Below are 22,783 nucleotides of genomic sequence, written 5' to 3'. Positions count from 1 at the left end.
GGTGGGCACGGCGCTACGCGCCTTTGCCCCACCCTACGGCATCATCGATGCCGCTACTCTGCTGCCTTCTCATCCCGCTGCAGCGCGCGCTCATCCTGCAAGGTACGCTTCGCGCGGCGCTCGGCGATACGATCAATCATCTGGCGCATGACGCCGCGCGGCTTCTTCGGAGCCGCCGCAGTCGGGGTGCGACGCACCGGCGGCGTAATCTTCTCAAACGTGAACGCTGGCATCGTGTGTCCCCTCGCCATTGAGATGAACCACCTGCTCGAATTTCCCTGTCATCCGGACGAAGCGCAACTGCCGCATCCTTTACTCCACTCAATTCGAATGGAACCATTCAAGCACAGTCCATGCCAGATGCGACGCGAATGCGTCCAGATTGCGGACTCGTCCCCATGATCCTAAAGTGATCCACCATGTTCGAAGCACACTTCCAGACATTCGAGGAGCCGGAGGCCGGCGTCGCATTGACGGCACGGCTCGCCGCACTTCGCGAAGAACTCGCCCGCCGCAAGCTGACCGGCTTCGTGATCCCGCGCGCCGATCAGCAGCAGAACGAATATGTGCCGCCGTCGGAAGAGCGGCTGGCCTGGCTGACCGGTTTCACGGGCTCGGCGGGCCTCGCGGTGGCGCTGACCCAGGAGGCCGCATTGTTCGTCGACGGCCGCTACACGCTTCAGGCCGCCAAGCAGGTCGACGCAAAGGCCTGGGCCGTGGAATCGCTGATCGACCCGCCGCCGGAGAGCTGGGTGTCCGCGCATCTGAAAGCCGGTGACCGCCTCGGATTTGATCCGTGGCTGCACACTTTTGCGGCAGCCGAGCGCCTGTCCGCCGCATGCGCCAGGGCCGGCGCCGAGCTCGTCGCGGTCGACAGCAATCCAATCGACGCAATCTGGCAGGACCGCCCGCAGCCACCACTCGCCCCCGTCGCCGTGCACAGCCTGCAGAATGCCGGCGTCACTGAAGCCGAGAAGCTGACGCAGATCCGAAACGAGATCGGCAAGCTCGGCGCCGACGCATTGGTGCTGTCGGACAGCCACGCGGTGGCCTGGACCTTCAACATCCGCGGGGCCGACGTCGCCCACACCCCGTTGCCGCTGTCCTATGCGCTGGTGCCGAAGGACGGCCGTCCAACCATCTTCATCGACCACCGAAAACTCTCCAACCTGACGCGCGACCATCTCGAGCAGTCCGCCGACGTGCGCGAGCCCGATGCGATGGCGCCGACGCTGATGGCGCTCGCCAAGAGCGGCGGATCGATTGCGCTCGACAGCGCCACCGCGGCCGACGCACTCAGCCGGCTGATCGCGGGGGCCGGCGGCAAGCCGGTGCGCGGTAGCGATCCGATTGCACTGCTCAAGGCGATCAAGAACGCCACCGAGATCAAGGGCACGCAGACGGCGCATCGGCGCGACGCCGTGGCGCTGGCGCGCTTCCTCGCCTTCATCGACCGCGAGGCCGCAAGCGGCAAGCTCACGGAGATCGACGCGGTCGAGGCGCTGGAGACGTTCCGCCGCGACACCGGCGCGTTGAAGGACGTCTCGTTCCCGACCATCTCCGGCACCGGCCCGAACGGCGCCATCGTGCACTACCGCGTCACCCGCAAGAGCAATCGGCGGATCGCACCCGGCGACCTGCTGCTGATCGATTCCGGCGCGCAGTACGAAGACGGCACCACCGACGTCACGCGCACCATGGCGGTGGGCGACCCCACCGCTGAGATGCGCGACCGCTTCACCCGCGTGCTGCGCGGCCATATCGCGATCGCGCGCGCCGTCTTTCCGGACGGCACCACGGGCGCGCAGCTCGATACGCTGGCGCGGCAATATCTCTGGGCCGCCGGCGTCGATTTCGAGCACGGCACCGGTCACGGCGTCGGCAGCTATCTCTCGGTGCACGAAGGGCCGGCGCGGATCTCGAAGCTCGGTACCACGCCGCTGAAGCGCGGCATGATCCTCTCCAACGAGCCCGGCTATTACAAGACCGACGGTTTCGGCATCCGCATCGAGAACCTGGAGCTGGTGGTGGCCGCCGACATCAAGGGCGCCGAGAAGCCGATGAACGCGTTCGAGACGCTGACGTTGGCGCCGATCGACCGCCGCCTCATCGATGTCGCGATGCTGAGCCGCGACGAACTCGGCTGGCTCAATGCCTACCACGCGCGCGTCCGGACCGAGGTGCGGCCCGCGCTGGACGAGGCGACGCAGGCCTGGCTCGATCAGGCGACGGCGGAGCTGAAGGCCTAGGGTCACCCTGCCGCAGCGCGCATGGCGCTACGCCGTATGCGCAACGCTGTTTCCCGACACGGAGGCTAAAGCGAATATCGCGCCTCCAGCATAACCATCCCGGAATCCGTATAGCCGCATTCCGAAACGCCGATATCCGTCTTGCGCGAGCGCGCTACAGTCGATCCGAACTCGAAAGACGGACACAATGCACGGCATGATCAGCAAGCCGCCGGGAGCGGCGGCGAACCTCGCGACGTCGCGCCTGGTGCTGCTGTTGCTGGTCGTGATGACCGGGGTCGCGCCGATCTCGCTCTACATCCTGGTTCCGGCACTGCCGGTGCTGGCGACGAATTTCGGCAGCGACATCTCGATCGCGCAGATGACGGTGTCGCTCTACATGGTCGGCATCGCGCTGTCGCAGCTGATCATGGGACCGCTGTCGGACCGATTCGGACGGCGTCCGGTGCTGCTCGGAGGGCTGGCGCTGATGGTCGTGGCCAGCGTCGCGTGCATCTTCGCCGAGACCTTGCCGCAATTGATCGCCGCACGCTTTTTCCAGGCGCTCGGCGGCGCCTCCGGCATGGTGATCAGCCGTGCCATCATCCGCGACATCTACGAGCGCGACCGCGTCGCCTCGATGATCAGCCTCGTGGTCGCGGCGCTGATGATCGGGCAGATGGTTTCCCCGCTCACCGGCGGCCTGATCGAGACCGCGTTCGGCTGGCGCGCGATCTTCTACGCCATCACCATCGCCGCGATCATTGTCGCCGTCGGCATCGCGGTGGCGCTGCCCGAAACGCGGCGCAGTCGCGCCGCCGGCAGCGGCTTCCGTGGCGACGTCGGCATCCTGATCCGCAACCGCGCCTTCGTCGGCTATGTGATGTGCCAGGTGCTGGCCTCGCAGATCATCTTCACCTTCGCAGGCGGCGGCCCCTACATCGTGGTGACGCAGATGGGCCGCAGCAGCGCCGAATACGGCGCCTGGTTCGCGACCTCGGGCTTTGCGTTTCTCGTCGGAAACCTGCTCTGCGTACGCTTTGCGCCGCGGCATTCGCTGGAAAAACTGATCTGGTTCGGGCTCGCCCTCCAACTCGCCGGCAGCCTTGCGAACCTGCTGTGGAGTATCATCGGCTGGAACGAGGCCCCGGCCTGGCTGTTCGGCACGCAGATGATCGTGATGGCCGGCAATGCCTTCGTGATGGCGAATTCGGCCGCCGGCGCCATCAGCATCCGCCCCGAGGCCGCCGGCACCGCCTCCGGCACGATGGGCTTTCTCCAGCAGGGCATCGGCGCGCTGATGTCGCAATTCGGGGCCTATCTCGGCGGCCACTCCACAACGACGCTGCCGCTCACCGGCGCAGTCCTCGCGATCTCGCTGCTCTGTGCCTGCGTGATGATCTTCGTCGTCCCCCGCCGCGAAGTGGTGGTGAGCGAGGCACTGATCGAGCAGGCGGAAGAGGAAGAGAGCGGGATGATGTGAGCTTTCGCTATGCGACGGCTTTCACGACACGCTCGGTGTCATCCTCCGCGAAGGCGGGGGATCCAGTATTCCAGAGACGCTGCGGGGATACGGATAGGCTGCAGCGTACTGGATTAGCCGCCTTCGCGGGGAATGACGGCGGAGTGTGTGGCGCAAAGCGCGAACCCTCACTCCCCGATCAGGGTCAGCCACTCGTCCTCGGTCAGCACCTTGACGCCGTGCTTGTTGGCCTCGGCCAGCTTCGAGCCCGCGCCGGGGCCGGCGACGACGAGATCGGTCTTCTTCGACACCGAGCCTGAGACCTTGGCGCCCAATCGCTCCGCTGTGGCCTTGGCCTCGTCGCGCGTCATCTTCTCCAGCGAGCCCGTGAACACCACCGTCTTGCCGGCGACGGCCGAGTTGCTCTTCGGCTTCTCGGCGTCGACGATCTCGACTTCCTTGGTCAGCCGCTCGACGATGCCGCGGTTGTGGCTCTCGCCGAAATAATCGGCGATGCTCTTGATCACGGTGTCGCCGATCTGGTCGAGCGCGTCCATCTCGGCCATCGCCTCCTCGTCGCCCTTGGCGACCTTGAGGCAGGCATCGTGGAAGGCGTCCCACGAGCCGTAGCCGCGTGCCAGCGCCAGCGCAGTGGTCTCGCCGACATGACGCATGCCGAGCGCATAAATGAAGCGCTCGAGCGCGATTGTGCGCCGAGACTCGATGGCGCCGAACAGGTTGCGCACCGAGGTCGCGCCGTAGCCTTCGATCTCCTCGAGCTTCAGCTTCGCGTTGCGCTTCTCCAGCGTGAAGATGTCGGCGGGCTCCTTGACCCATCCCTCGTCGAAGAAATACTGCAGCTGCTTCTCCCCTAAACCGTCGATGTCGAAAGCACGGCGCGAGACGAACAGCTTCAGGTGTTCGATCTTCTGATAGGGGCAGGCGAACTCGCCGCTGCAGCGGGCGCGGGATTCCTCTTCGCCGGCGGCGGTTGCGCCGCGGACGACGTCGGTGTGGAGCGGGCACGGACACTTCTTCGGGAAAGAGAATTCCCTGGCGCCTTTCGGCCGCTTGTCCAGGACGACGTCGACGATCTGCGGGATCACATCGCCGGCGCGCTGGACCACCACGGTGTCGCCGATCCTGATGTCGCGCCCCTCGCGCAGCACCTCGCCCTTGTTGCCGATGCCCTTGATATAGTCCTCGTTGTGCAGCGTGACGTTCTGCACGATCACGCCGCCGACGCCGACCGGTTCGAGCTTGCCGACCGGCGTGAACGAGCCGGTGCGACCAACCTGAATCTCGATGTCGCGCAGCACAGTCATGGCCCGCTCGGCCGGGAATTTATGCGCGATGCCCCAGCGCGGCGTGCGCGAGACGAAGCCGAGCCGCTCCTGCCAGTCGATGCGATCGACCTTGTAGACGACGCCATCGATATCGTAGTCGAGCTCGGCGCGCTCTTCCTCGATGCTCTGGTGGAACGCGACCAGCTCCTCGACGGAGTGGCACAGCCTGGTCAGCGGATTGGTCTTGAAACCGCAGCGCTCGAACCAGCCGATCATGCCGCTCTGCGTGCCTTCCGGCATCGCGCTCATCTGCCCCCACGCATAGGCGAAGAAGCCGAGGGGGCGCGAGGCCGTGACGGTCGGGTCCTTCTGCCGGAGCGAACCGGCCGCCGAATTGCGCGGATTGGCAAAGATGGTGTCGCCGGCCGCCTTCTGCCGCTCGTTGAGCGCGAGGAACGCCTTTTTGGTCATATAGACCTCGCCGCGGACCTCGCAGATGTCGGGCACGTTGCGCCCTTTCAGCTTCTGCGGCACGTCTTCGAGCGTGCGGATGTTGGCGGTGACATCCTCGCCGACCGCACCGTCGCCGCGCGTCGCCGCGGTGACGAGCTCGCCGCCCTCGTAGCGCAACGACATCGAGAGGCCGTCGATCTTCGGCTCGGCGGAGAAATTGACCTTGTCGTCGTCGAGCTTCAGGAAGCGCACGATGCGGCCGACGAAGTCGCGCACGTCCTCTTCTGCAAAGGCGTTGTCGAGCGACAGCATCGGAACGGAGTGCCGGACCTTCTTGAAGCGGCCTGACGGCGCCGCGCCGACCTTCTGCGAGGGCGAGTCCGAGGTGACGAGTTCAGGAAAGCGCTTCTCGATCGCGTTGAAGCGCTGGCGCAGCGCGTCGTACTCGGCGTCGGTGACGGTGGGCGCGTCCTCTTGATAGTAGCGCTCGTTGTGCCCCTCGATCTCAAGCGCCAGCCGCATGTGCTCGACCTTGGCCTGGGCCTTGGTGAGGTCGGCGACGTCGCGAAGCGGTGTTGCTTTGGATTTTGCTGCTCTGGCCATGGTGCTTGGATACGACGGAGCGGGCGGAAGGGTAAAGATGGGCGGAGGACTTGTTCCCCGGACGCAGTGCTGCGCTTCTTCAGCGGTGCACTGCAGAGCCGGGGCCCATGCGGCGGCATTCTGGGTCCCGGCTCGCGCTATGCGCGTCCGGGACACGAGGTCTAACTTGCCGCCTTGAGCAGCCTCTCGGCCGCCGCCCTCGCCTCGGCCGTGATCTCGGCGCCGGCCAGCATGCGGGCGATTTCCTCGCGGCGGTGGTCGGCGGCCAGCGCATTGACCCGGGTGGCGACGCGCTTGCCCTTGTCGAGGGCGTCCTTGGAGATCAGGAGGTGCTGGTCGGCGCGGGCGGCGACCTGCGGGGCGTGGGTCACGGCCATCACCTGCACCTTGCCGGCAAGCCGCGCCAGGCGCCCACCGATGGCGTCGGCGACCGCACCGCCCACGCCGGTGTCGATTTCGTCGAACACCAGCGTCGGCGCCGAGCCGCGGTCGGACAGCACGACCTTGAGCGCCAGCAGGAAGCGCGACAGCTCGCCGCCCGAGGCAACCTTCATCATCGGTCCCGGCTTGGTGCCCGGATTGGTCTGCACCCAGAACTCGACGCGGTCGAAGCCTTGCGGTCCCGGAGCTGCCTCATCGGTCGCGACCTGGGTCATGAACTTTGCGCGTTCGAGCTTGAGCGGCGCCAGCTCGGCGTTGACCGCCTTGTTGAGCTTTTCCGCCGATTTCTGCCGCACCAGCGACAGTTTCTTGGCGGCGGCGGCATAGCGGCTATCTGCCTCGATCGCGGCCTGCTCCAGCTTTTTCAGCCGCGAGGCGCCGGCATCGATCAGCACGACGTCGGCGGCATATTTGGCGGCCAGCGCGGCGAGCCCGTCGACCGGCGTCGAATATTTGCGCGAGGCGGCCCTCAGCGCGAACAGGCGCTCCTCGATACGTTCGAGCTCGGCCGGATCGAAATCGGTCGCCGCGAGTGCCGCCTGCAGATGCTGGTCGGCTTCCTCCAGCGCGTTGATCGCCATGTCGATCGCCTTCACGGCGGGCTCGACCAGCGCCGGCGAATTGACGCCGCGGCGTTCCAGTCGGCGTACCGCCGCCGACAGCGTCGAGACCGGCGAATGGTGGCCACCGACAGCCTCCTGCGCCTCGCGCAAATCGGAGGCGATCTTCTCGCCCTGCATCATGGTGGTGCGGCGGTTGGCGAGCGAGGTCTCCTCGCCGTCCTTGGGCGCGAGCTGCTTCAGCTCGGCGGAGGCGTGGCGTAGATAGTCGGCCTCGCGCGCGGCGCGCTCCATGCCGGCGCGATGCTCCTCCAGCGCGGTATTGGCAGTCCGGCGTGCGTCCCAGAGCGATTCGACCGCGGCAACGTCCTTCTCCAGGCCGGCGAACGCGTCGAGCAGGCGGCGGTGGGTGGCGGCGTCGACCAGCGCGCGCTCGTCATGCTGGCCGTGGATCTCGACCAGGGCGGCGCCGACCGCCTTCAGGGTCTGCACGCTGATCGACTGGTCGTTGATGAAGGCCCGGGTGCGGCCGTCGGCGAGCTGCACGCGGCGCAAGATCATCTCGCCGGTGTCATCCAGGCCGTTCTCGGCAAGGATCTTCGTCGCGGGGTGATTCTTGGGGACATCGAACACGGCGGTCACCTGCCCCTGCTCCACGCCGTGGCGCACGAGGCCGGCGTCGCCGCGGCCGCCGAGTGCGAGCGCAAAGGCATCGAGCAGGATGGATTTGCCCGCACCGGTTTCGCCGGTCAAAACCGCGAGGCCGGTGGCGAATTCGATATCGAGCCGTTCGATCAGGACGATGTCACGGATCGACAGACGCGCCAGCATGGAACCAAATTTCCTAGCCGAGACCCATCTTCTTGAAGGTCCGGCTGATCCAAGACCCCTGATTCTCGCTCGGTTCGAGACCGCCGGATTTTACAAGATTATAGGCGTCCTTGTACCAGCGGCTGTCAGGAAAATTGTGCCCAAGCACGGCCGCCGCGGTCTGCGCCTCCCCGACGATGCCGATCGCCATATAGGCCTCGGTCAGCCGGAACAGCGCTTCCTCGACATGGCGGGTGGTCTGGTACTGCGTGACGACGGTCTTGTAGCGGTTGATCGCCGCCGTGTAGTCGCGCTTCTGCGCGTAATAGCGGCCGACATTCATTTCCTTGCCGGCAAGCTGGTCGCGCGCACCCTCGATCTTGGCCTTGGCGGACGTGGCGTATTCCGAGTTCGGATATTTGCGCACCACCTCTTCGAGGGCGGCGATCGCCTTCTCGGTGCGGGCCTGGTCGCGGCTGATGTCCGGAATCTGGTCGTAATGGGAAGCAGCGATCAGATATTGCGCATAGGCCGCATCCGGGCTGCCGGGATGCAGTGTGACATAGCGGGTGGCGGCGCCGATGCAGCCGTCGAAGTCGCCGCCCTGGTAGGACGCATAAGCCGACATCAGCAGCGATTTGCGGGCCCAGTCGGAATAAGGATGCTGGCGGTCGACCTCTTCGAACTTCTTGTTCGCCGCCTTCATGTCCTTCTTCTCGTTCATGAGGTACAGGCCCTCATTGTAGATCTTGTCGGCGGGCTCCTCGACGAAGGTGTCGTCCTTGGCGGTGAACTTGTCCCAGAGCGAGCCGGTGCCGCAGCCGGCCAGCGGCAGCGCGAGCAACATGAAGGTCACGGCCTGCAGCAGCCCACGGGCCCGCGACGAGACCGAGAAATATCCGCGCGTCGTACGCTGTGCCGACATGAGTTTAAGCCCTGACGCCCTGTGATGCGGTGCCGCCAGCCCATGAACCCCGTCATGGGCGCGAAATGTAACCGTGGTGCCTGCCATGCGACCACGCCGATGTATCCGAAAAGCGATCTTTAACCAACCGGATAGGCGGGCATTCCGCCCGGATTAAGGCGAACGTGCCGCAATCCTAGCCGATCATGGTTACCAGGAGTTTCCCGGGGTAAGCCGCTGCCTGAGGCCGGCGGCAACAACTCTGCTCAAGACACGTCCGGCCCGTAGGCCGCAGCGATCCGGCCGCCGACGATACCGCGACCGACCTCGCCCACAGGACGCGTGGTGCGGCGGGCCGCCTCGCCCTCGACCACCCGCCAGGCGGTACGGTCGGCGAGCAGCGCGGTCAGGACAGCGTGGTTGAGCTTGTGGCCGCCACGCACCGAGCGATAGGCGCCAAGCAGCGGCAGGCCGGCCAGCGACAGGTCGCCGATCACGTCCAGCACCTTGTGGCGGGCGCATTCGTCGGCGTAGCGCAGGCCCTCGGTGTTGAGCAGCCGCTCGTCGTCGAACACGACGGTGTTGTCGAAGGAAGCGCCGAGGGCATAGCCCGCGCTCCAAAGCCGCGCGACGTCGCTCATCAGACCGAAGGTCCGGGCCCGGCCGACTTCGCGGCGGAAACGCTCCGGATTGAGGTCGAAGGCGTAGCTCTGCTGGCCGATGACAGGATTGGTGAAATCGATCTCGACCTCGACGCAGAACCCGTTGGCAAAGGGCCTGATCTCGCCGAAGGAGTCGCCGATCTTGACCGAGATCGGCTTCAAAACCTGAATGAAGCGGCGCTGTGCCGGCTGGGTAACGATGCCGGCCTGGTCGATCGCCGCAATGAAGGCCGCCGCGCTGCCGTCCATGATCGGCACTTCGGGACCGTCGATCTCGATGGTGGCGTTGTCGACACCCATACCCCGCAGTGCAGCAAGCACGTGCTCGGCGGTGGACACCAGCGGACCGTTGCGATCGCCGAGGACGGTAGCGAAGTCGGTCGCGATCACCTGCTCGGCGGTCGCCTGAACTTCGCGATCACTTCCCTCGAGGCCGGTGCGGACAAAAATAAAACCCGCGTCGACAGGCGCAGGCCCAAGGGTGAGAGTGACGGGAAGACCGGAATGAACGCCCACGCCTGCCACGGAGGCTTGCGCACGAAGCGTTGTTTGCCGGCTAAATTTCATCAGGAACCCGCCCCACTACGACCCACTGCGACTTATACGAGACCCACTTGGCCGGCCAGTGCCGAGCTCCTGCGAATCCGTATCCCCAAGTCACGGCAAACCATAGTCACTGCCTCAAACAGCGCCAACTCACGCTTTTTTACCGATTGTTACCCCAAACCTGCCGTATTCGCGCCAAGGCTTAACCAAATTGCGCCGAGGTTTCGGGTCGCTTCCGGCAGTTTGACTGAACACCCAAACACGTAATTAATTATTTAAAATCAGTTGCTTGTCTGCGCAATCCGGATATGCACGGGACAAAAGGAAAGGTCCCGGCAAGCTTGTTGCCGGGACCTTTTTTCGTCTGCCTTATTGTAACAATCCTCAGGTCGCCTGCCGCCGCAGGAAGGCCGGGATATCAAGATGGTCGTCGCCCTGTGGCGCCGGCGCAACAGGCGCCGGACGGCCGTGCATGTCCAGCCCCTGCGGCGCGGGACGGCGGGCATACTCGGATACCGGCTCGCTCGACGCGATCTGCTGCGCCACGGTCTTCTGCTGCCGGCGCTCGGGCAGCGGCGGCATCGCGGGACCGGCGGTGCGGGCCGCGACCGGCGGCTCGCTTTCCTCGTCGCGACGGCCGAGGCCGACATTGGCGAGGCGCTGCAGCAGCGACAGGCGGGTCTTCTGCGGAGTCTCCTCCTCGACCTCGCCGCGGGCCTGGCGAATCTCGGCCTGGGCCGGCATCGGCAGCTCATCGAGGCGCGGCATACGCGGCGCACGGACCGGCGCACGCTCGGCCTGTGGCGGGATGAAGTTTTCCGGCGTCATCGGCTCCTGCATCGCGACCGGGGCCATGTCGGGCTCCGGAAACAGCGTCGGCTTCTGCGCGATCGGGCGCACGGTGACGTCACCATAGGTCTGCATCGGCGCGGGCGCCTGCGGGACCTCCGCAACGGCGGCGGCGATGGCGGCCAGCGCGGCGCGCTCGACATTCGGACGGGGCGCCATCGGCGCGGCAGCGACCGGGGCTGCGGCCGGAATCTGGCCTTCCAGCTTCTGGGCGCGCTCAGCCATACGCTGATTGTCGGCGCGGAGCCGCGCGGTCAGGTCGGCAAGACGGCTCTCGGCGGCGACGGCCGGAACTGCGGGCGCCTGCTGCGCCTGCGGCGCCGCGTTCGCAACCGGGGCGGAGGTCGCCTGGCTGTTGCGGGCGATCGCGGCCTGCTCGATGCCGGTGGCAACGACGGAGACGCGGATCAGGCCGTCGAGCGCTTCGTCGAAGGTGGCGCCGACGATGATGTTGGCGTCCTGGTCGACTTCCTCGCGGATACGGGTCGCGGCTTCGTCGACCTCGAACAGGGTGAGGTCCTTGCCGCCGGTGATGGAGATGAGGAGGCCCTTGGCACCCTTCATCGAGCTATCGTCGATCAGCGGGTTGGCGATCGCGGCTTCGGCGGCGGTCAGCGCCCGCTTGTCGCCGGAGGCTTCGCCGGTGCCCATCATCGCCTTGCCCATTTCCCTCATCACCGCCCTCACATCGGCGAAGTCGAGGTTGATCAGGCCTTCCTTGACCATCAGGTCGGTGATGCAGGCAACGCCCGAGTACAGCACCTGGTCGGCCATCGCGAAGGCGTCGGCGAAGGTGGTCTTCTCGTTGGCGACCCGGAACAGGTTCTGGTTCGGGATGATCAGCAGCGTATCCACGACCTTGTGAAGCTCGTTGATGCCGGCTTCCGCCGTGCGCATGCGGCGGCCGCCCTCGAAGTGGAAGGGCTTGGTCACGACGCCGACGGTGAGGATGCCCATATCGCGCGCGGTCTTGGCGATCACGGGAGCTGCACCGGTACCGGTGCCGCCGCCCATGCCCGCGGTGACGAACACCATGTTGGCGCCCGAGAGATGATCGCGCAGCTCGTCGATCACCTCTTCCGCCGCCGCCGCGCCGACGTTCGGCTGCGAGCCGGCGCCGAGGCCTTGCGTGACCGCCGTGCCCATCTGCACGATGCGCTGCGCCTTCGACATCGTCAGCGCCTGCGCGTCGGTGTTGGCGACCACGAAGTCGACGCCCTGGAGGCCCGCCGTGATCATGTTGTTGACGGCGTTGCCACCGGCGCCGCCGACGCCGAACACGGTGATCCGGGGCTTCAACTCGTGAATATCAGGAACGTTGATGCTGATGGTCATGTTTGCCTCTCGATCACGTGCGCGTGGGTTCGCCCCGGCCGGCGGCCGCGGGAGTTGGTGAAAGTCGGGAATTGCGGAAATGAATCATCAGAAGCCCTCGCGTAGCCATCGTCCGACCTTTCCGAAATAACCGCCGGTCCCTGTCCTGACCTGCTGCCGCGTATGCCGCGGTTCGACATGTTCGTGGTGAACATATTGCGGGTAGACGAGGAGTCCGGCGGGCACCGCGAACGCGGCGTTCTTCGCCTCGTTGGGCAGCCGGCCGAAGCCGAGCGGACGTCCGACCCGCACGGGCCGGCCGAGAATCTGGGTGCCGAGTTCGACGAGGCCGGTCAGCTGCGAGGCGCCGCCCGAGAGTACGACCCGGCCGTTGGGCTCTGAGGCGAAGGGCGAATCCTTCAGCTTGTCCCGAACCATTTCGAAGACTTCCTCGGCACGGTGCTTGACGATGTTGGCGATGGTGGCGCGAGAGACGATCTGCGGCAGATCCTGCTCGTCACCGGCTGTCGGCACAGACATCAGCTCACGCGAGTCCGATCCGCCGGTGATGACGGTCCCGTATAACGTCTTGATTCGCTCGGCATCGGCAATGGTCGCGGAGAGTCCCCGCGCCAGATCCATCGTGATGTGTTGCCCGCCGACCGCAAAACCCGCCGCATGCACGAAACGGCCGCCCGAATAAACGGCAATCGTTGTGGTGCCGGCGCCCATCTCGACGACCGCTGCGCCGAGATCGGCCTCGTCGTCGGTCAGCACCGACAATCCGGCGACATATGGGCTCGCCGCCATGGCTTCGACATTGATGTGGCAGCGTTCGACCGCCAGCATCAGGTTCCGCGCCACGGTGGCGTCGCAGGTGACGACGTTCATGTCGACGCCGAATTGATGGGCGACCATGCCGCGGGCGTCGCGGATACCCTTGACGCCGTCGAGCGTGTAGCCGACCGGCAGCGCGTGCAGCACGGTGCGGCCTTCGCCGGTGGCGTGACGCATGCCGGTCGAGGTGACGCGGCTGACATCGGCCTGCGTCACGGCGCCACCACGGATGTCGGCGGCGGCCTCGACCAGTTGGCCGGAAAGCCGGCCGCCGGAGACCGAGAGCAGCACGGACTCGACCCGCACCTTGGCCATTTTCTCCGCGAGCGCGACGGCCTGGCGCACGGCCTGCTCGCATTCGGTAAGGTCGATCACCGCCCCGGCCTTCATGCCGCGCGACTGGATCTGGCTGTAACCGATCAGTTCCACCGCATGGGTGCGGCCGCGCAGCGCCTCGCTCGGCGGTGACGGCTTCAGCCGCGCGATCATGCAGGCGATCTTGCTGGTGCCGATGTCGAGACAGGCGACGAGGCCGCCGCGCTTGTGCGGCATCGGGCGCGTCTTCGGCGTCTGGGTGCGATCGAGACCGGTCATGCGGCGTCCCCGGCCTTCTTTTTCTTCTTGTCCTTGAACAGCTCCTCGCGCGCCTTGGCGGCGTCCTCGGACAGCTGCACCACCAGACGATCAGGCAGGCGCATGTCGACGGCGACGATGTCGCGCGAGAACAGCCTGTCCTCCTTGTCGAGCTTGGACAGCATCGCCAGCGCGTTGCCGACGTCCTGCTCGGGCAGGCGGATGTCGAGACCGTCCTTGAGCCTCAGGTTCCAGCGCCGCTCGCCGACGAAGATCGCGGCCTTGGTGATCGAGTTGACCTGCGGATAGCGCGCCAGCAGCGCGAGGAAATCGCGGGCCTGGCTCTCGGCGCCCTTGCCGACCACGAGCGGCAGCGACAGGAAGCGGCGCGAGACATAGGGTTCGAGCACGGCGCCGTCATCGGCGATCACCGAGAGCCGGCCGGCCTCCTGCCACAGCGCGAATGGCTTGCGCTCGGTGAGCTCGATCATCAGCTGGCCCGGATAGAGCTTCAGCACGGTCGCATCGGCGATCCACGGATTGCCCTTGAGCTTGTCGCGCACCGCGTCAGCATCGAGGAACAGCAGCGAGGAACGGCCGCTGACGCCGCCGATCGCCAGGATCTCGTCCTGGGTGAGCTGCTTGCGGCCATTGATCACGACGGAGGTGATGCGGAAGCCCGCGGAATTGGCCAGCGCGTTGCGGGCATCGCTGACCGCGGTGATGAAATCCTGGAGATGGCCGCCCTTGACGATGCCGAAACCGCAGCTTCCGATGAGCAGCAGCACGGTCATGCTGATCCCGACCCGGCGCGGCAGATAGCGCTCGATCAGCGCGACCACGCGCGGCGGCGGCTCACGCTCGACGATGGCCTTGGCCTTGATCTTGGCGGCAGCACGCGCGGCGTGAAGTCTTTGCTGGCGCTTGTCCTGCAGCCACTCGCGCAGAAGCACGACCGCTCCGACAGCGGCCGCCTTCAGGTCGGCTTGGGGCCTCAGCGATCTGAAAAGCGACCGGGTGAGGCTTCCTGCTCCATCCATTGCACGAGCTCGTCAACAGTTTGCCCGCGACATCGCGCGGATCCTGGCGAACATGACGTCTTCGACGTGCCGGGCCGGGTGCTGGTCTTCAGCAGAAGAAGCCTCTCCCCTTCAAAGCGTTCGCTGGAGGTGACGTCACCCCCGAGAGCTCACGCGCCGGCAGCCAAAGCGCCATATGCGCCGCCAGCGTTAACCTTCGGACGTCCTGGTAAACAAAAGGTAAAGTTCGTTAACGTCCGGCGCATTTTGCCCCGCGATGTGAGGCATTTATGCCGTGATGTCCGGCATTTTACCGGTTTTGGACCCCAAACCGGCCCGTTTCGCCGATTCGGCCGTTAACCAGTCCTAATTATTTCGGCACGCGCTGCCCGGCGAGCTCCACCAGGCCGCGCAGGAAGTCGACGAATTCGATGCCCTCGGCTTTCAGCGCCTTGGGGTAGAGCGAGGACTTGGTCAGCCCGGGCAGCGTGTTGGTCTCGAGATAGATGAGGCCCTTGTCCGAGACGATGAAGTCCGACCGGGAATAGCCGGCGCAGGACATCGCGCGGTGCGCCAGCATCGCCTGGGCCTTCAGCGCCGCGGTGATCTCGGGTGCGAAACGACCGGGGCAGATCTCCTGGGTCGACTTCAGGAGATATTTTGCAGCGTAATCGAAATTGCCCTCGCCCGGAATGATCTCGATCGGCGGCAGCGACATGATCGAACCATCGGTGCGCTCCAGCACGCCGCAGGTCGCCTCGACGCCGGCGATGTAGGGCTCGATGACGTACTCTTCGTGCTTGGCCGCGTTGCGGACGGCGACGAGATCCTGCTTGGCGTTGACGAAGATTAGGCCGTAGCTCGATCCGTCGCGCGCCGGCTTTGCGATCAGCCTGCCGTATTCGGCAAATGCCTCGTCGATCTCGTCGAGCGCTATGTTTGCCGGTGACGTCACGCCGCCAAGCGCGGCGAAATGCTTGGCCGCGATCTTGTCGAAGGCCAGATGCGAGGAGGCCGAGCCAGAGCCGGTGAAAGGCACGCCGCGCGCTTCGCACATCACCTGCAATTCGCCGTTCTCGGCGCGCCCGCCATGCAGGCCGAGCACCAGGACGCGACCTTCCGCCTTCGCCCGGTCGAGTGCCTGCTCCAGCGGGATGCCGCGCGTTCCGGGCTTGAACTCGTCCTCGAAGGGGCGGGCATGTTCGAGCAGTTGCTTCGACTGCACCACATGCACCTTGTCCTCGACATCCCACCACCACAGATCGGCCTCGGGCAATGCCTGATGCAGGGCCTGGGCCGAGGCGACCGAAACCAGACGCTCGCGGTTGGAGCCGCCGAAGAGGATGGTGATGCGCATGTCTTTTGTTACCTATCCTAGCCAGTCGTCGTCATTCCGGGATGCGCCGTAAGGCGCAGGCCCGGAATCCATAACCACGAGCCGGGGTTATGGATTCCGGGCTCGCGACTGCGTCGCGCCCCGGAATGACACTCACACGGAAACCCCGATCCGCTTGATTTCCCAGTGTAGCTCAATTCCGGAATTTGCCTTCACGCGTTCGCGCACGGTCTCGCCCAGCGTCTCGATGTCGTGTGCGGTGGCATCGCCCGTGTTGATCAGGAAATTGCAGTGCATCTCGGAGACCTGCGCGCCGCCGACGCGCAAGCCGCGGCAGCCGGCGGCATCGACCAGCTTCCAGGCGGAATGGCCGGGCGGGTTCTTGAAGGTCGAGCCGCCGGTCTTTTCGCGGATCGGCTGTGCGGTCTCGCGATGCGTCTGCACCTCCGCCATGCGCGCGCGGATCGCATCGGCATCCTTGATCTCGCCGCGAAACCGCCCGGAGGTGAAGATGATGGAGGGATCGACGCCGCTGTTGCGGTAGACGAACTTCATGTCGGCATTGGAGAAGGTGTGCTTGCTGCCGTCGCGACCGACGCCGCGCGCTTCGACCAGCACGTCCTTGGTCTCACCGCCATTGGCGCCGGCATTCATGCGCAGCGCGCCGCCGATCGTGCCGGGAATGCCGAAGTAGAATTCGAGCCCGCCGATATTGGCCGACGCGGCCACCTCCGCCACGCGCTTGTCGAGCGTGGCAGCACCGGCAGTGACGATATCGCCGCTGGCGCTGGCCTCGCCGAAGGCGCGCGGCGCCAGCCGGATCACGACGCCCGCAATGCCGCCGTCGCGCACGATCAGATTGGAGCCGACACCGACGACGTAGACGGGAATGTCGGGCGCAAGATGCGCGAGGAAGTAAGCGAGATCGTCCTCATCCGCCGGCGTGAACAGCACCTGGGCAGGGCCGCCGACGCGAAACCAGGTCAGCTCGGCCAGCGACTGGTTGGCCAGCAGCCGCCCGCGCAGCTCCGGCATCGCGGCTTTGAGCTCGGGCGTGATGTCGGGAAAGCTCATGCCACTTCCTCAAGTGAAGAAGGCACAATCTCTCCGTTCCCTCCCCCCTTGTGGGGTCCGAGGCGAGCGAAGCTCGCTCTCGAGGTCAGGGAGGGGGGTAGCCACGAACTCAGAGCTCGCCCGGGGCCACCCCTCTCCCCCGCCCTCCTCCGCAAGGGGGGAGGGAGCGCAGCGTGCTCCGTGGTGAATAGTGAAATCAAAATCAACGCCCTATCCCAGCGCCTTCAGTTGGTCCGGCAGCGCATACGCCCATTGCGTGATGTTGCCGGCCCCTAAGCACACGACGAGATCGCCGGACTTCGCCAATCCCTTGACGATGCCCGCGAGCTCGGAGGATGCCGGCAGTGGAATCACCTCGCGATGGCCATGCGCGCGCAGGCCCGTCACGAAATGATCGCGGTCGATGCCGTCGATCGGCGCTTCGCCGGCGGCATAGACGTCGGCGACGACAACCGCATCGGCATCGTTGAAGCAGGTGCAGAATTCCTCGAACAACGATTGCAGGCGGGTGTAGCGATGCGGCTGCACCACGGCGATGATCTTGCCAGTGAAGGAATCGCGCGCCGCCCTCAGCACCGCCGCGATTTCCACGGGGTGATGACCGTAATCGTCGATCACGGTGACGCCGTTCCATTCGCCGGTCTTGGTGAAGCGGCGCTTGACGCCGCCGAAGCCGGCGATCGCCTTGCGGATCGCTTCGTCGGACACGCCGAGCTCACGCGCGACCGCAATCGCGGCCGTCGCGTTGGAGGCGTTGTGGCGTCCCGGCATCGGCAGCATGAGGTCGGCGATCTCGTGCACGGCGCCGGTCTTGCGATCGCGGAACGCGACCTTGAATTTCGATCCGCCGCCCATCGGGGTCAGATCGACCAGCCGCACATCGGCCTGCGGATTTTCGCCGTACGTGACGATGCGGCGGTCCTCGATCTTGCCAACGAGACTCTGCACGACCGGGTGATCGATGCACATCACGGCGAAGCCGTAGAACGGCAGGTTCTCGACGAAATGGCGGAACGCGTCCTGCACGGCCTCGAAGGTCCTGAAGTGATCGAGATGCTCGGGGTCGACATTGGTGACGATCGCGACATCCGTCGGCAGCTTCAGGAACGTGCCGTCGCTCTCGTCGGCTTCCACCACCATCCAGTCGCCCGCGCCAAGGCGCGCATTGGAGCCATAGGCATTGATGATGCCGCCGTTGATGACGGTGGGATCGAGACCGCCGGCGTCGAGCAGCGTTGCGACCATCGTGGTCGTCGTGGTCTTGCCGTGGGTGCCGGCGATCGCGACGCAGCTCTTCAGCCGCATCAGCTCGGCCAGCATCTCGGCGCGGCGCACCACGGGAATGCGCCGCTCGCGCGCCGCCATCAGTTCCGGATTGTCACGCTTGATCGCGGTCGAGACCACGACGACCTCGGCGCCATCGACATTCTCGGCCCTGTGGCCGACCGAGACCTTTGCGCCCTTCTTGCGCAGACGATCGAGATTGTAATTGTCGGAGGCGTCCGAGCCCTGCACGGCATAACCGAGATTGACCAGCACCTCGGCGATCCCGCTCATGCCGATTCCGCCGATCCCGACGAAGTGGATGGGTCCGATCTCGCGCGGCAGTCTCATGCTCTGTTCCCTGACCTCGCCGCCTGAAACGGCGGTATCTGGCGAAGGTCACGGCCAAATCAGCCGCGCCGTTCTTACTGGATGCCCCGCTTTAGAAGGCGAAGACAAGGGCTTTTTCGCGTCAGATTCCCGCGACTTTGACCACCAGATCGGCCAGTCGCTCGGCGGCGTCGAGCCGGCCGGCGCCGCGGGCGGCCTGCGCCATGGCGGCAAGGCGCGCGGGCTCGGCGGCGAAGGCGGAGATTTCGGAGGCCAGCCGGTCGGAGCTGAACTCGGCCTGCGGGATGCGGATCGCGCCATCCACCTTGACCAGCACGCCGGCATTGGCGAACTGGTCCTGGTCGATCGAGCCAGGCAGCGGCACCAGGATCGAGGGCCGGCCGATCGCCGCGAGCTCTGCCACTGTCCCGGCGCCGGAGCGCGATACCACGAGATGATTGGAGGCAAGCCGTGCCGGCAAATCGGTGAAGAACGGCGCCAGCTCGACCTTGATCTTGAGCTTGTCGTAAACGGCGCGCACACGCGCCATGTCCTCGTCCCGCACCTGCTGGGTGAGGACAATACGGCCCCACAGCGCAGGCTCGAGCCGCTCGATCGCGCCGGGCACGATGTCGGCCATAATGCGCGCGCCCTGGCTGCCGCCGACGACGAGCAGGCGCAGCGGGCCGTTCACCTCGGGCGCGGCGTAAGGCACGGCAGCCGCGGCAAGCACCGCCGGCCGCATCGGCGTGCCGACCGTCGTGGTCTTGCCGGAGAGTGCCGGATCGCGGTCAAGCACGCCGGGCAATGACGTCGCGATCGCGCGCACGCGGCTCGAGAGGAACCGGTTGGCGCGGCCGAGCACGGCGTTGGCGTCGTGGATGATGCCGGGCACGCCGGCGAATTTCGCAGCGACCAGCGGCGGCAGCGTCGGATAGCCGCCAAAACCGACGACGGCGACGGGCTTCAAGCGCTTGATCAGGGCGTAGGCAGACAGCGTGCCGGCAGCGAGCGTGAGGCCGGCATAGGCAAGCTGCAGCGGATTGCGGCCCCGCGCGGTCTCGCTCGCGACAACGTCGATCATGTCCTTGGTGAACAGCCCGCTGTAACGCAGCGCGCGTTCATCCGTGACGAGCCGGACGCGAAAGCCACGCCGGATCAATTCGACGCCGAGTGCCTCGGCCGGAAACAGATGGCCGCCAGTGCCGCCCGCGGCGAGAAGAATCAGGGGGGAATTGTTCATGGTGGGGGAGTTTTACCGGGAGTCTTCCGTCATTGCGAGCCGGCTACGAAGGTGTTCGTGCCCCGGGGCACCGCGCAGCGCGCTCCTGGCGATGCGAAGCATCGTCTAGTTCAGCGTGGTGCGCTGCTGAACCGGGGCCGATTGGTGCGGCATTCTGGGTCCCGGCTCTGCGCTCCGCTTCGCGGAGCTGGTCCGGGACACGAGAGCGGTCAGGCGTAACTCCGCATCGCGTCGGCGTGGCCGCTGGCCTCGACCTCGGTGCGTGGGCGCAGGCGCGTCAGCGCCAGCATCATGCCGACGCCATAGGCGAGCGACACGATCGAGGAGCCGCCATAGGAGATAAACGGCAGCGTCATGCCCTTGGCGGGGATCAGTTGGAGGTTCACCGACATATTGATCGCCGCCTGCACGCCGAACAGGATGGCAAGGCCGGAAGCCGCGAAGCGCGAGAACATGTCCTCATTGGCATAGGCGCGCGACAGCGTGCGGATGACGACGAAGGCGAACAGCGTCAGCATCGCCAGGCACAGGATGATGCCGAACTCTTCGGCCGCGACCGCGAACACGAAGTCGGTGTGACTGTCCGGCAGGCTGCGCTTGGCGATGCCCTCGCCCGGTCCGAGCCCGAACCAGCCGCCGTTGTAGAAGGCTTCCATGGCGGTATCGACCTGGAAGGTGTCGCCCGAGGCCGGGTTCATGAAGCGCTTGATGCGGCCCGCGACATGCGGGACGAACAAATAGGCGCTGAACAGACCGGCCGCACCGAGACCCGCGAGGCCGAACACCCAGATCATGCGCATGCCCGCGATGAAGAACAGCGAGCCCCACACCATCAGGATCAGCATGGTCTGGCCGAAATCCGGTTCCATCACCAGCAGCGCGACCAGCATCATGAGAAGCACCAGCGCCATCGAGGTCGCGGGCATCTCCGGGCGCTTGGTCGATTCCGCGAACAACCAGGCGGCGATGACGACGAACGACGGCTTTGCGATTTCAGAGGCTTGGATGTTGACGCCGAGCAGCGTGATCCAGCGCCGCGAGCCCTTCACTTCGGGCCCGATCGCGAGTGTCAGCACGATCAGGATGATGCTGGCCGCGAAGATGATCAGCGCCGAGCGGCGGATCGCGCGCGGCGACAGGAAGGAGACCCCGAGCAGCACCAGGCAGGACGGGAGAAGGAACATCACGTGGCGGCTGAAGAAGTGGAAGGGATCAAGCCCGATACGGGTCGCAACCGGCGGGCTCGCCGCCAGCGACAGGATCACCCCGGTCAGCATCAGCGCCAGGATGGCGCCCATCAGCGGCTTGTCGACGGTCCACCACCACTCGGAAAAGGGGGTGCGTTCTTCACGGGAGAGCATGGGCGGCCGCTTTCGGACAGAGGTCCGTCCATTGGTCGCCGAGGTTGGTTACCGGGGGGTTAAGGAAGTGGATGAAGTTGTGCACAGTCTCGTGCCCCGGACGCAGCGCAGCGCCATAAGCGCGTTTACGCGCGTCTTCGACACGCTATTGCGGTGCGCTGCAGAGCCGGAGGCCTAGCAGCTTCTGGGTCCCGGCTCGCGCTACGCGCGTCCGGGACACGAGAACTCGCTACACCACCGGCTTCACGCCCGGCAGCGCATGCACCAGTTCGCGGAACTTGCTGCCGCGGATTTCGAAGTTGCGGTACTGGTCGAAGGAGGCGCAGGCGGGCGAGAGCAGCACGACGGCATCAGCGAGCCCCGAGGCTTCCGCATCGCGCGCGGCGTGCTCGACGGCGACGTCAAGCGTCTGGCTGATTTCGTGCGCGACTGGGCCCAGCGTTCCCGAAAACTCCTGCGCGGCCTCGCCGATCAGATAGGCTTTTCGGATGCGCGGGAAAAAGCCGGTCAGGCCAGTGATGCCACCGGCCTTGGGCTTGCCGCCGGCGATCCAGAAGATGTCAGCGAAAGACGACAGCGCGTGCGCCGTGGCATCCGCATTGGTGCCCTTGGAATCGTTGACGAACAGCACGCTGCCGCGGCGGCCGACCTGCTCCATGCGGTGCGCAAGGCCCGGAAAGCTGCGCAAGCCATTCTGCAGCACGTCCTGGCTGATGCCCATCGCCAGCGCAGCTGCGGCCGCGCAAGCCGCGTTCTGCGCATTGTGCTGGCCGCGCAGCGAACCGATGCCGCCGAGCTTTGCGATCTCGCTGCGGGCGCCGCCCGCGGTGCGCACGATATTGCCGTGCTCGACATGGATGCCTGAAGCCAGCGGGTTCTTGACGGAGATCCGCACGACGGTCTTGCCGGCGCGGTCGAGCCGGTCGGCGATGTCGCGGCAGAAGCCGTCGTCGACGCCGACGATCGCGGTGCCGCCTGCCTGTACGCCCGAAACGAGGCGCTCCTTCACCGCAGCGTAGTGCGCGATGGTGCCGTGGCGATCGATGTGGTCCTCGCTGACATTGAGCAGGATGCCGACGGAGGGATCGAGCGAGGGCGTGAGGTCGATCTGGTAGGACGACATCTCGATGACGTGAACGCGGCCCATGCGCGGCGGCTCCAGCGACAGGATCGCGGTGCCGATATTGCCGCCCATCTGGGTATCGTAGCCGGCGACTTTCGTGAGGTGCGCGATCAGCGCCGTCGTGGTCGACTTGCCATTGGTGCCGGTGATCGCGACGAACGGCGCATCCGGCGCATGGCGTCGCCGCTCGCGGCAGAACAGCTCGATGTCGCCGATCACCTCAACGCCTGATTCGCGTGCCTTCAGCACGCTCCAGTGCGGTACCGGATGGGTCAGCGGCACGCCGGGCGCGAGCACCAGGGCTGCGAAATTCGCCCAGGACACGTTGCGCAAATCTGCGGTGATGAAGCCGGCCTGCGCGGCCTTGGCGACGTTCTCGGCGTTGTCGTCGGCGGCGATCACCTCGGCGCCGCCGGCCTTCAGCGCGTGGCAGGAGGCGAGCCCCGAGCCGCCGAGACCGAACACCGCGACCGTCTTGCCGGCAAAGGACGTGACGGGGATCATCG

General features: G+C 66.1%; 16 protein-coding genes. 2 read left to right on the top strand and 14 right to left on the bottom strand.

The genetic code is table 11. The features are described 5' to 3' along the window. Window positions 1-53: 53 nt before the first annotated feature. Window positions 54-233: a hypothetical protein gene (locus tag GDN70_RS10865; RefSeq protein ID WP_028145518.1), complete on the bottom strand. Its 180-nt coding sequence runs from the start codon at window positions 231-233 to the stop codon at window positions 54-56. A 186-nt stretch (window positions 234-419) separates the two neighbouring features. On the opposite strand from GDN70_RS10865, the gene GDN70_RS10860 reads away from it, so the two are divergent. Beyond that, entirely contained in the window at window positions 420-2,249 is a 1,830-nt protein-coding gene (locus GDN70_RS10860; RefSeq protein ID WP_152102504.1) for an aminopeptidase P family protein, read from the top strand. Window positions 2,250-2,436: 187 nt separating this feature from the next. Then, window positions 2,437-3,711, top strand: a complete 1,275-nt coding sequence (locus tag GDN70_RS10855) for a multidrug effflux MFS transporter (protein WP_152102503.1) — start codon at window positions 2,437-2,439, stop codon at window positions 3,709-3,711. A gap of 167 nt (window positions 3,712-3,878) precedes the next feature. Here GDN70_RS10855 and ligA read toward each other — a convergent pair whose 3' ends face one another. The 13 genes from ligA to murD all read right to left on the bottom strand — a co-directional run bounded on the left by ligA (window position 3,879) and on the right by murD (window position 22,781). Continuing rightward, window positions 3,879-6,032 (bottom strand): NAD-dependent DNA ligase LigA, encoded by a 2,154-nt coding sequence (gene ligA / locus GDN70_RS10850; protein ID WP_152102502.1) that lies wholly within the window; start codon window positions 6,030-6,032, stop codon window positions 3,879-3,881. A 161-nt stretch (window positions 6,033-6,193) separates the two neighbouring features. Further along, on the bottom strand, window positions 6,194-7,864 hold the full coding sequence (gene recN, locus GDN70_RS10845; protein WP_038971245.1) for a DNA repair protein RecN: 1,671 nt from the start codon (window positions 7,862-7,864) through the stop codon (window positions 6,194-6,196). A 13-nt stretch (window positions 7,865-7,877) separates the two neighbouring features. Beyond that, entirely contained in the window at window positions 7,878-8,768 is an 891-nt protein-coding gene (locus GDN70_RS10840) for an outer membrane protein assembly factor BamD (protein WP_028145523.1), read from the bottom strand. A 245-nt stretch (window positions 8,769-9,013) separates the two neighbouring features. Next, window positions 9,014-9,976, bottom strand: a complete 963-nt coding sequence (gene lpxC / locus GDN70_RS10835) for a UDP-3-O-acyl-N-acetylglucosamine deacetylase (RefSeq protein ID WP_028145524.1) — start codon at window positions 9,974-9,976, stop codon at window positions 9,014-9,016. Window positions 9,977-10,339: 363 nt separating this feature from the next. After that, complete coding sequence (gene ftsZ / locus GDN70_RS10830; protein WP_028145525.1) at window positions 10,340-12,139, bottom strand: cell division protein FtsZ; 1,800 nt, start codon at window positions 12,137-12,139, stop codon at window positions 10,340-10,342. Between the two features lie 87 nt (window positions 12,140-12,226). Next, window positions 12,227-13,549: a cell division protein FtsA gene (gene ftsA / locus GDN70_RS10825; RefSeq protein WP_028145526.1), complete on the bottom strand. Its 1,323-nt coding sequence runs from the start codon at window positions 13,547-13,549 to the stop codon at window positions 12,227-12,229. Next, window positions 13,546-14,568, bottom strand: coding sequence for a cell division protein FtsQ/DivIB (locus GDN70_RS10820; RefSeq protein WP_038947675.1), 1,023 nt, complete (start codon window positions 14,566-14,568; stop codon window positions 13,546-13,548). The genes ftsA and GDN70_RS10820 overlap by 4 nt, the downstream gene beginning before the upstream one ends. Window positions 14,569-14,917: 349 nt before the next feature. Then, window positions 14,918-15,904: a D-alanine--D-alanine ligase gene (locus GDN70_RS10815; RefSeq protein WP_038947676.1), complete on the bottom strand. Its 987-nt coding sequence runs from the start codon at window positions 15,902-15,904 to the stop codon at window positions 14,918-14,920. A 132-nt stretch (window positions 15,905-16,036) separates the two neighbouring features. Continuing rightward, the gene (gene murB / locus GDN70_RS10810) at window positions 16,037-16,957 is read right to left on the bottom strand and encodes a UDP-N-acetylmuramate dehydrogenase (protein WP_152102501.1); all 921 of its coding nucleotides are present in this window, start codon (window positions 16,955-16,957) and stop codon (window positions 16,037-16,039) included. Between the two features lie 210 nt (window positions 16,958-17,167). Further along, on the bottom strand, window positions 17,168-18,571 hold the full coding sequence (murC, locus tag GDN70_RS10800; protein ID WP_038947679.1) for a UDP-N-acetylmuramate--L-alanine ligase: 1,404 nt from the start codon (window positions 18,569-18,571) through the stop codon (window positions 17,168-17,170). Window positions 18,572-18,692: 121 nt separating this feature from the next. Further along, complete coding sequence (murG, locus tag GDN70_RS10795) at window positions 18,693-19,793, bottom strand: undecaprenyldiphospho-muramoylpentapeptide beta-N-acetylglucosaminyltransferase (RefSeq protein WP_152102499.1); 1,101 nt, start codon at window positions 19,791-19,793, stop codon at window positions 18,693-18,695. A 209-nt stretch (window positions 19,794-20,002) separates the two neighbouring features. Then, window positions 20,003-21,154: a putative lipid II flippase FtsW gene (ftsW, locus tag GDN70_RS10790; protein WP_028145532.1), complete on the bottom strand. Its 1,152-nt coding sequence runs from the start codon at window positions 21,152-21,154 to the stop codon at window positions 20,003-20,005. Between the two features lie 229 nt (window positions 21,155-21,383). Next, window positions 21,384-22,781, bottom strand: coding sequence for a UDP-N-acetylmuramoyl-L-alanine--D-glutamate ligase (gene murD / locus GDN70_RS10785; protein ID WP_152102498.1), 1,398 nt, complete (start codon window positions 22,779-22,781; stop codon window positions 21,384-21,386). Window positions 22,782-22,783: the final 2 nt, after the last annotated feature.

Origin of the sequence: Bradyrhizobium sp. TM102, assembly GCF_009176685.1 — a bacterium.
GTDB lineage: Bacteria > Pseudomonadota > Alphaproteobacteria > Rhizobiales > Xanthobacteraceae > Bradyrhizobium > Bradyrhizobium ottawaense.
Note: the sequence above shows the minus strand (reverse complement) of the source record. Positions and strands in the feature narration are given on the sequence as shown.

Bases quoted from the DNA above. Each gene is read 5' to 3' on its own strand.
- ftsA (WP_028145526.1), bottom strand. From the start codon at position 13,549: ATGACCGGTCTCGATCGCACCCAGACGCCGAAGACGCGCCCGATGCCG.
- murB (WP_152102501.1), bottom strand. From the start codon at position 16,957: ATGAGCTTTCCCGACATCACGCCCGAGCTCAAAGCCGCGATGCCGGAG.
- GDN70_RS10855 (WP_152102503.1), top strand. From the start codon at position 2,437: ATGCACGGCATGATCAGCAAGCCGCCGGGAGCGGCGGCGAACCTCGCG.
- lpxC (WP_028145524.1), bottom strand. From the start codon at position 9,976: ATGAAATTTAGCCGGCAAACAACGCTTCGTGCGCAAGCCTCCGTGGCA.
- GDN70_RS10840 (WP_028145523.1), bottom strand. From the start codon at position 8,768: ATGTCGGCACAGCGTACGACGCGCGGATATTTCTCGGTCTCGTCGCGG.
- murG (WP_152102499.1), bottom strand. From the start codon at position 19,793: ATGAACAATTCCCCCCTGATTCTTCTCGCCGCGGGCGGCACTGGCGGC.
- GDN70_RS10860 (WP_152102504.1), top strand. From the start codon at position 420: ATGTTCGAAGCACACTTCCAGACATTCGAGGAGCCGGAGGCCGGCGTC.
- murD (WP_152102498.1), bottom strand. From the start codon at position 22,781: ATGATCCCCGTCACGTCCTTTGCCGGCAAGACGGTCGCGGTGTTCGGT.
- GDN70_RS10865 (WP_028145518.1), bottom strand. From the start codon at position 233: ATGCCAGCGTTCACGTTTGAGAAGATTACGCCGCCGGTGCGTCGCACC.
- ligA (WP_152102502.1), bottom strand. From the start codon at position 6,032: ATGGCCAGAGCAGCAAAATCCAAAGCAACACCGCTTCGCGACGTCGCC.
- ftsZ (WP_028145525.1), bottom strand. From the start codon at position 12,139: ATGACCATCAGCATCAACGTTCCTGATATTCACGAGTTGAAGCCCCGG.
- recN (WP_038971245.1), bottom strand. From the start codon at position 7,864: ATGCTGGCGCGTCTGTCGATCCGTGACATCGTCCTGATCGAACGGCTC.
- murC (WP_038947679.1), bottom strand. From the start codon at position 18,571: ATGAGACTGCCGCGCGAGATCGGACCCATCCACTTCGTCGGGATCGGC.
- GDN70_RS10815 (WP_038947676.1), bottom strand. From the start codon at position 15,904: ATGCGCATCACCATCCTCTTCGGCGGCTCCAACCGCGAGCGTCTGGTT.
- ftsW (WP_028145532.1), bottom strand. From the start codon at position 21,154: ATGCTCTCCCGTGAAGAACGCACCCCCTTTTCCGAGTGGTGGTGGACC.
- GDN70_RS10820 (WP_038947675.1), bottom strand. From the start codon at position 14,568: ATGGATGGAGCAGGAAGCCTCACCCGGTCGCTTTTCAGATCGCTGAGG.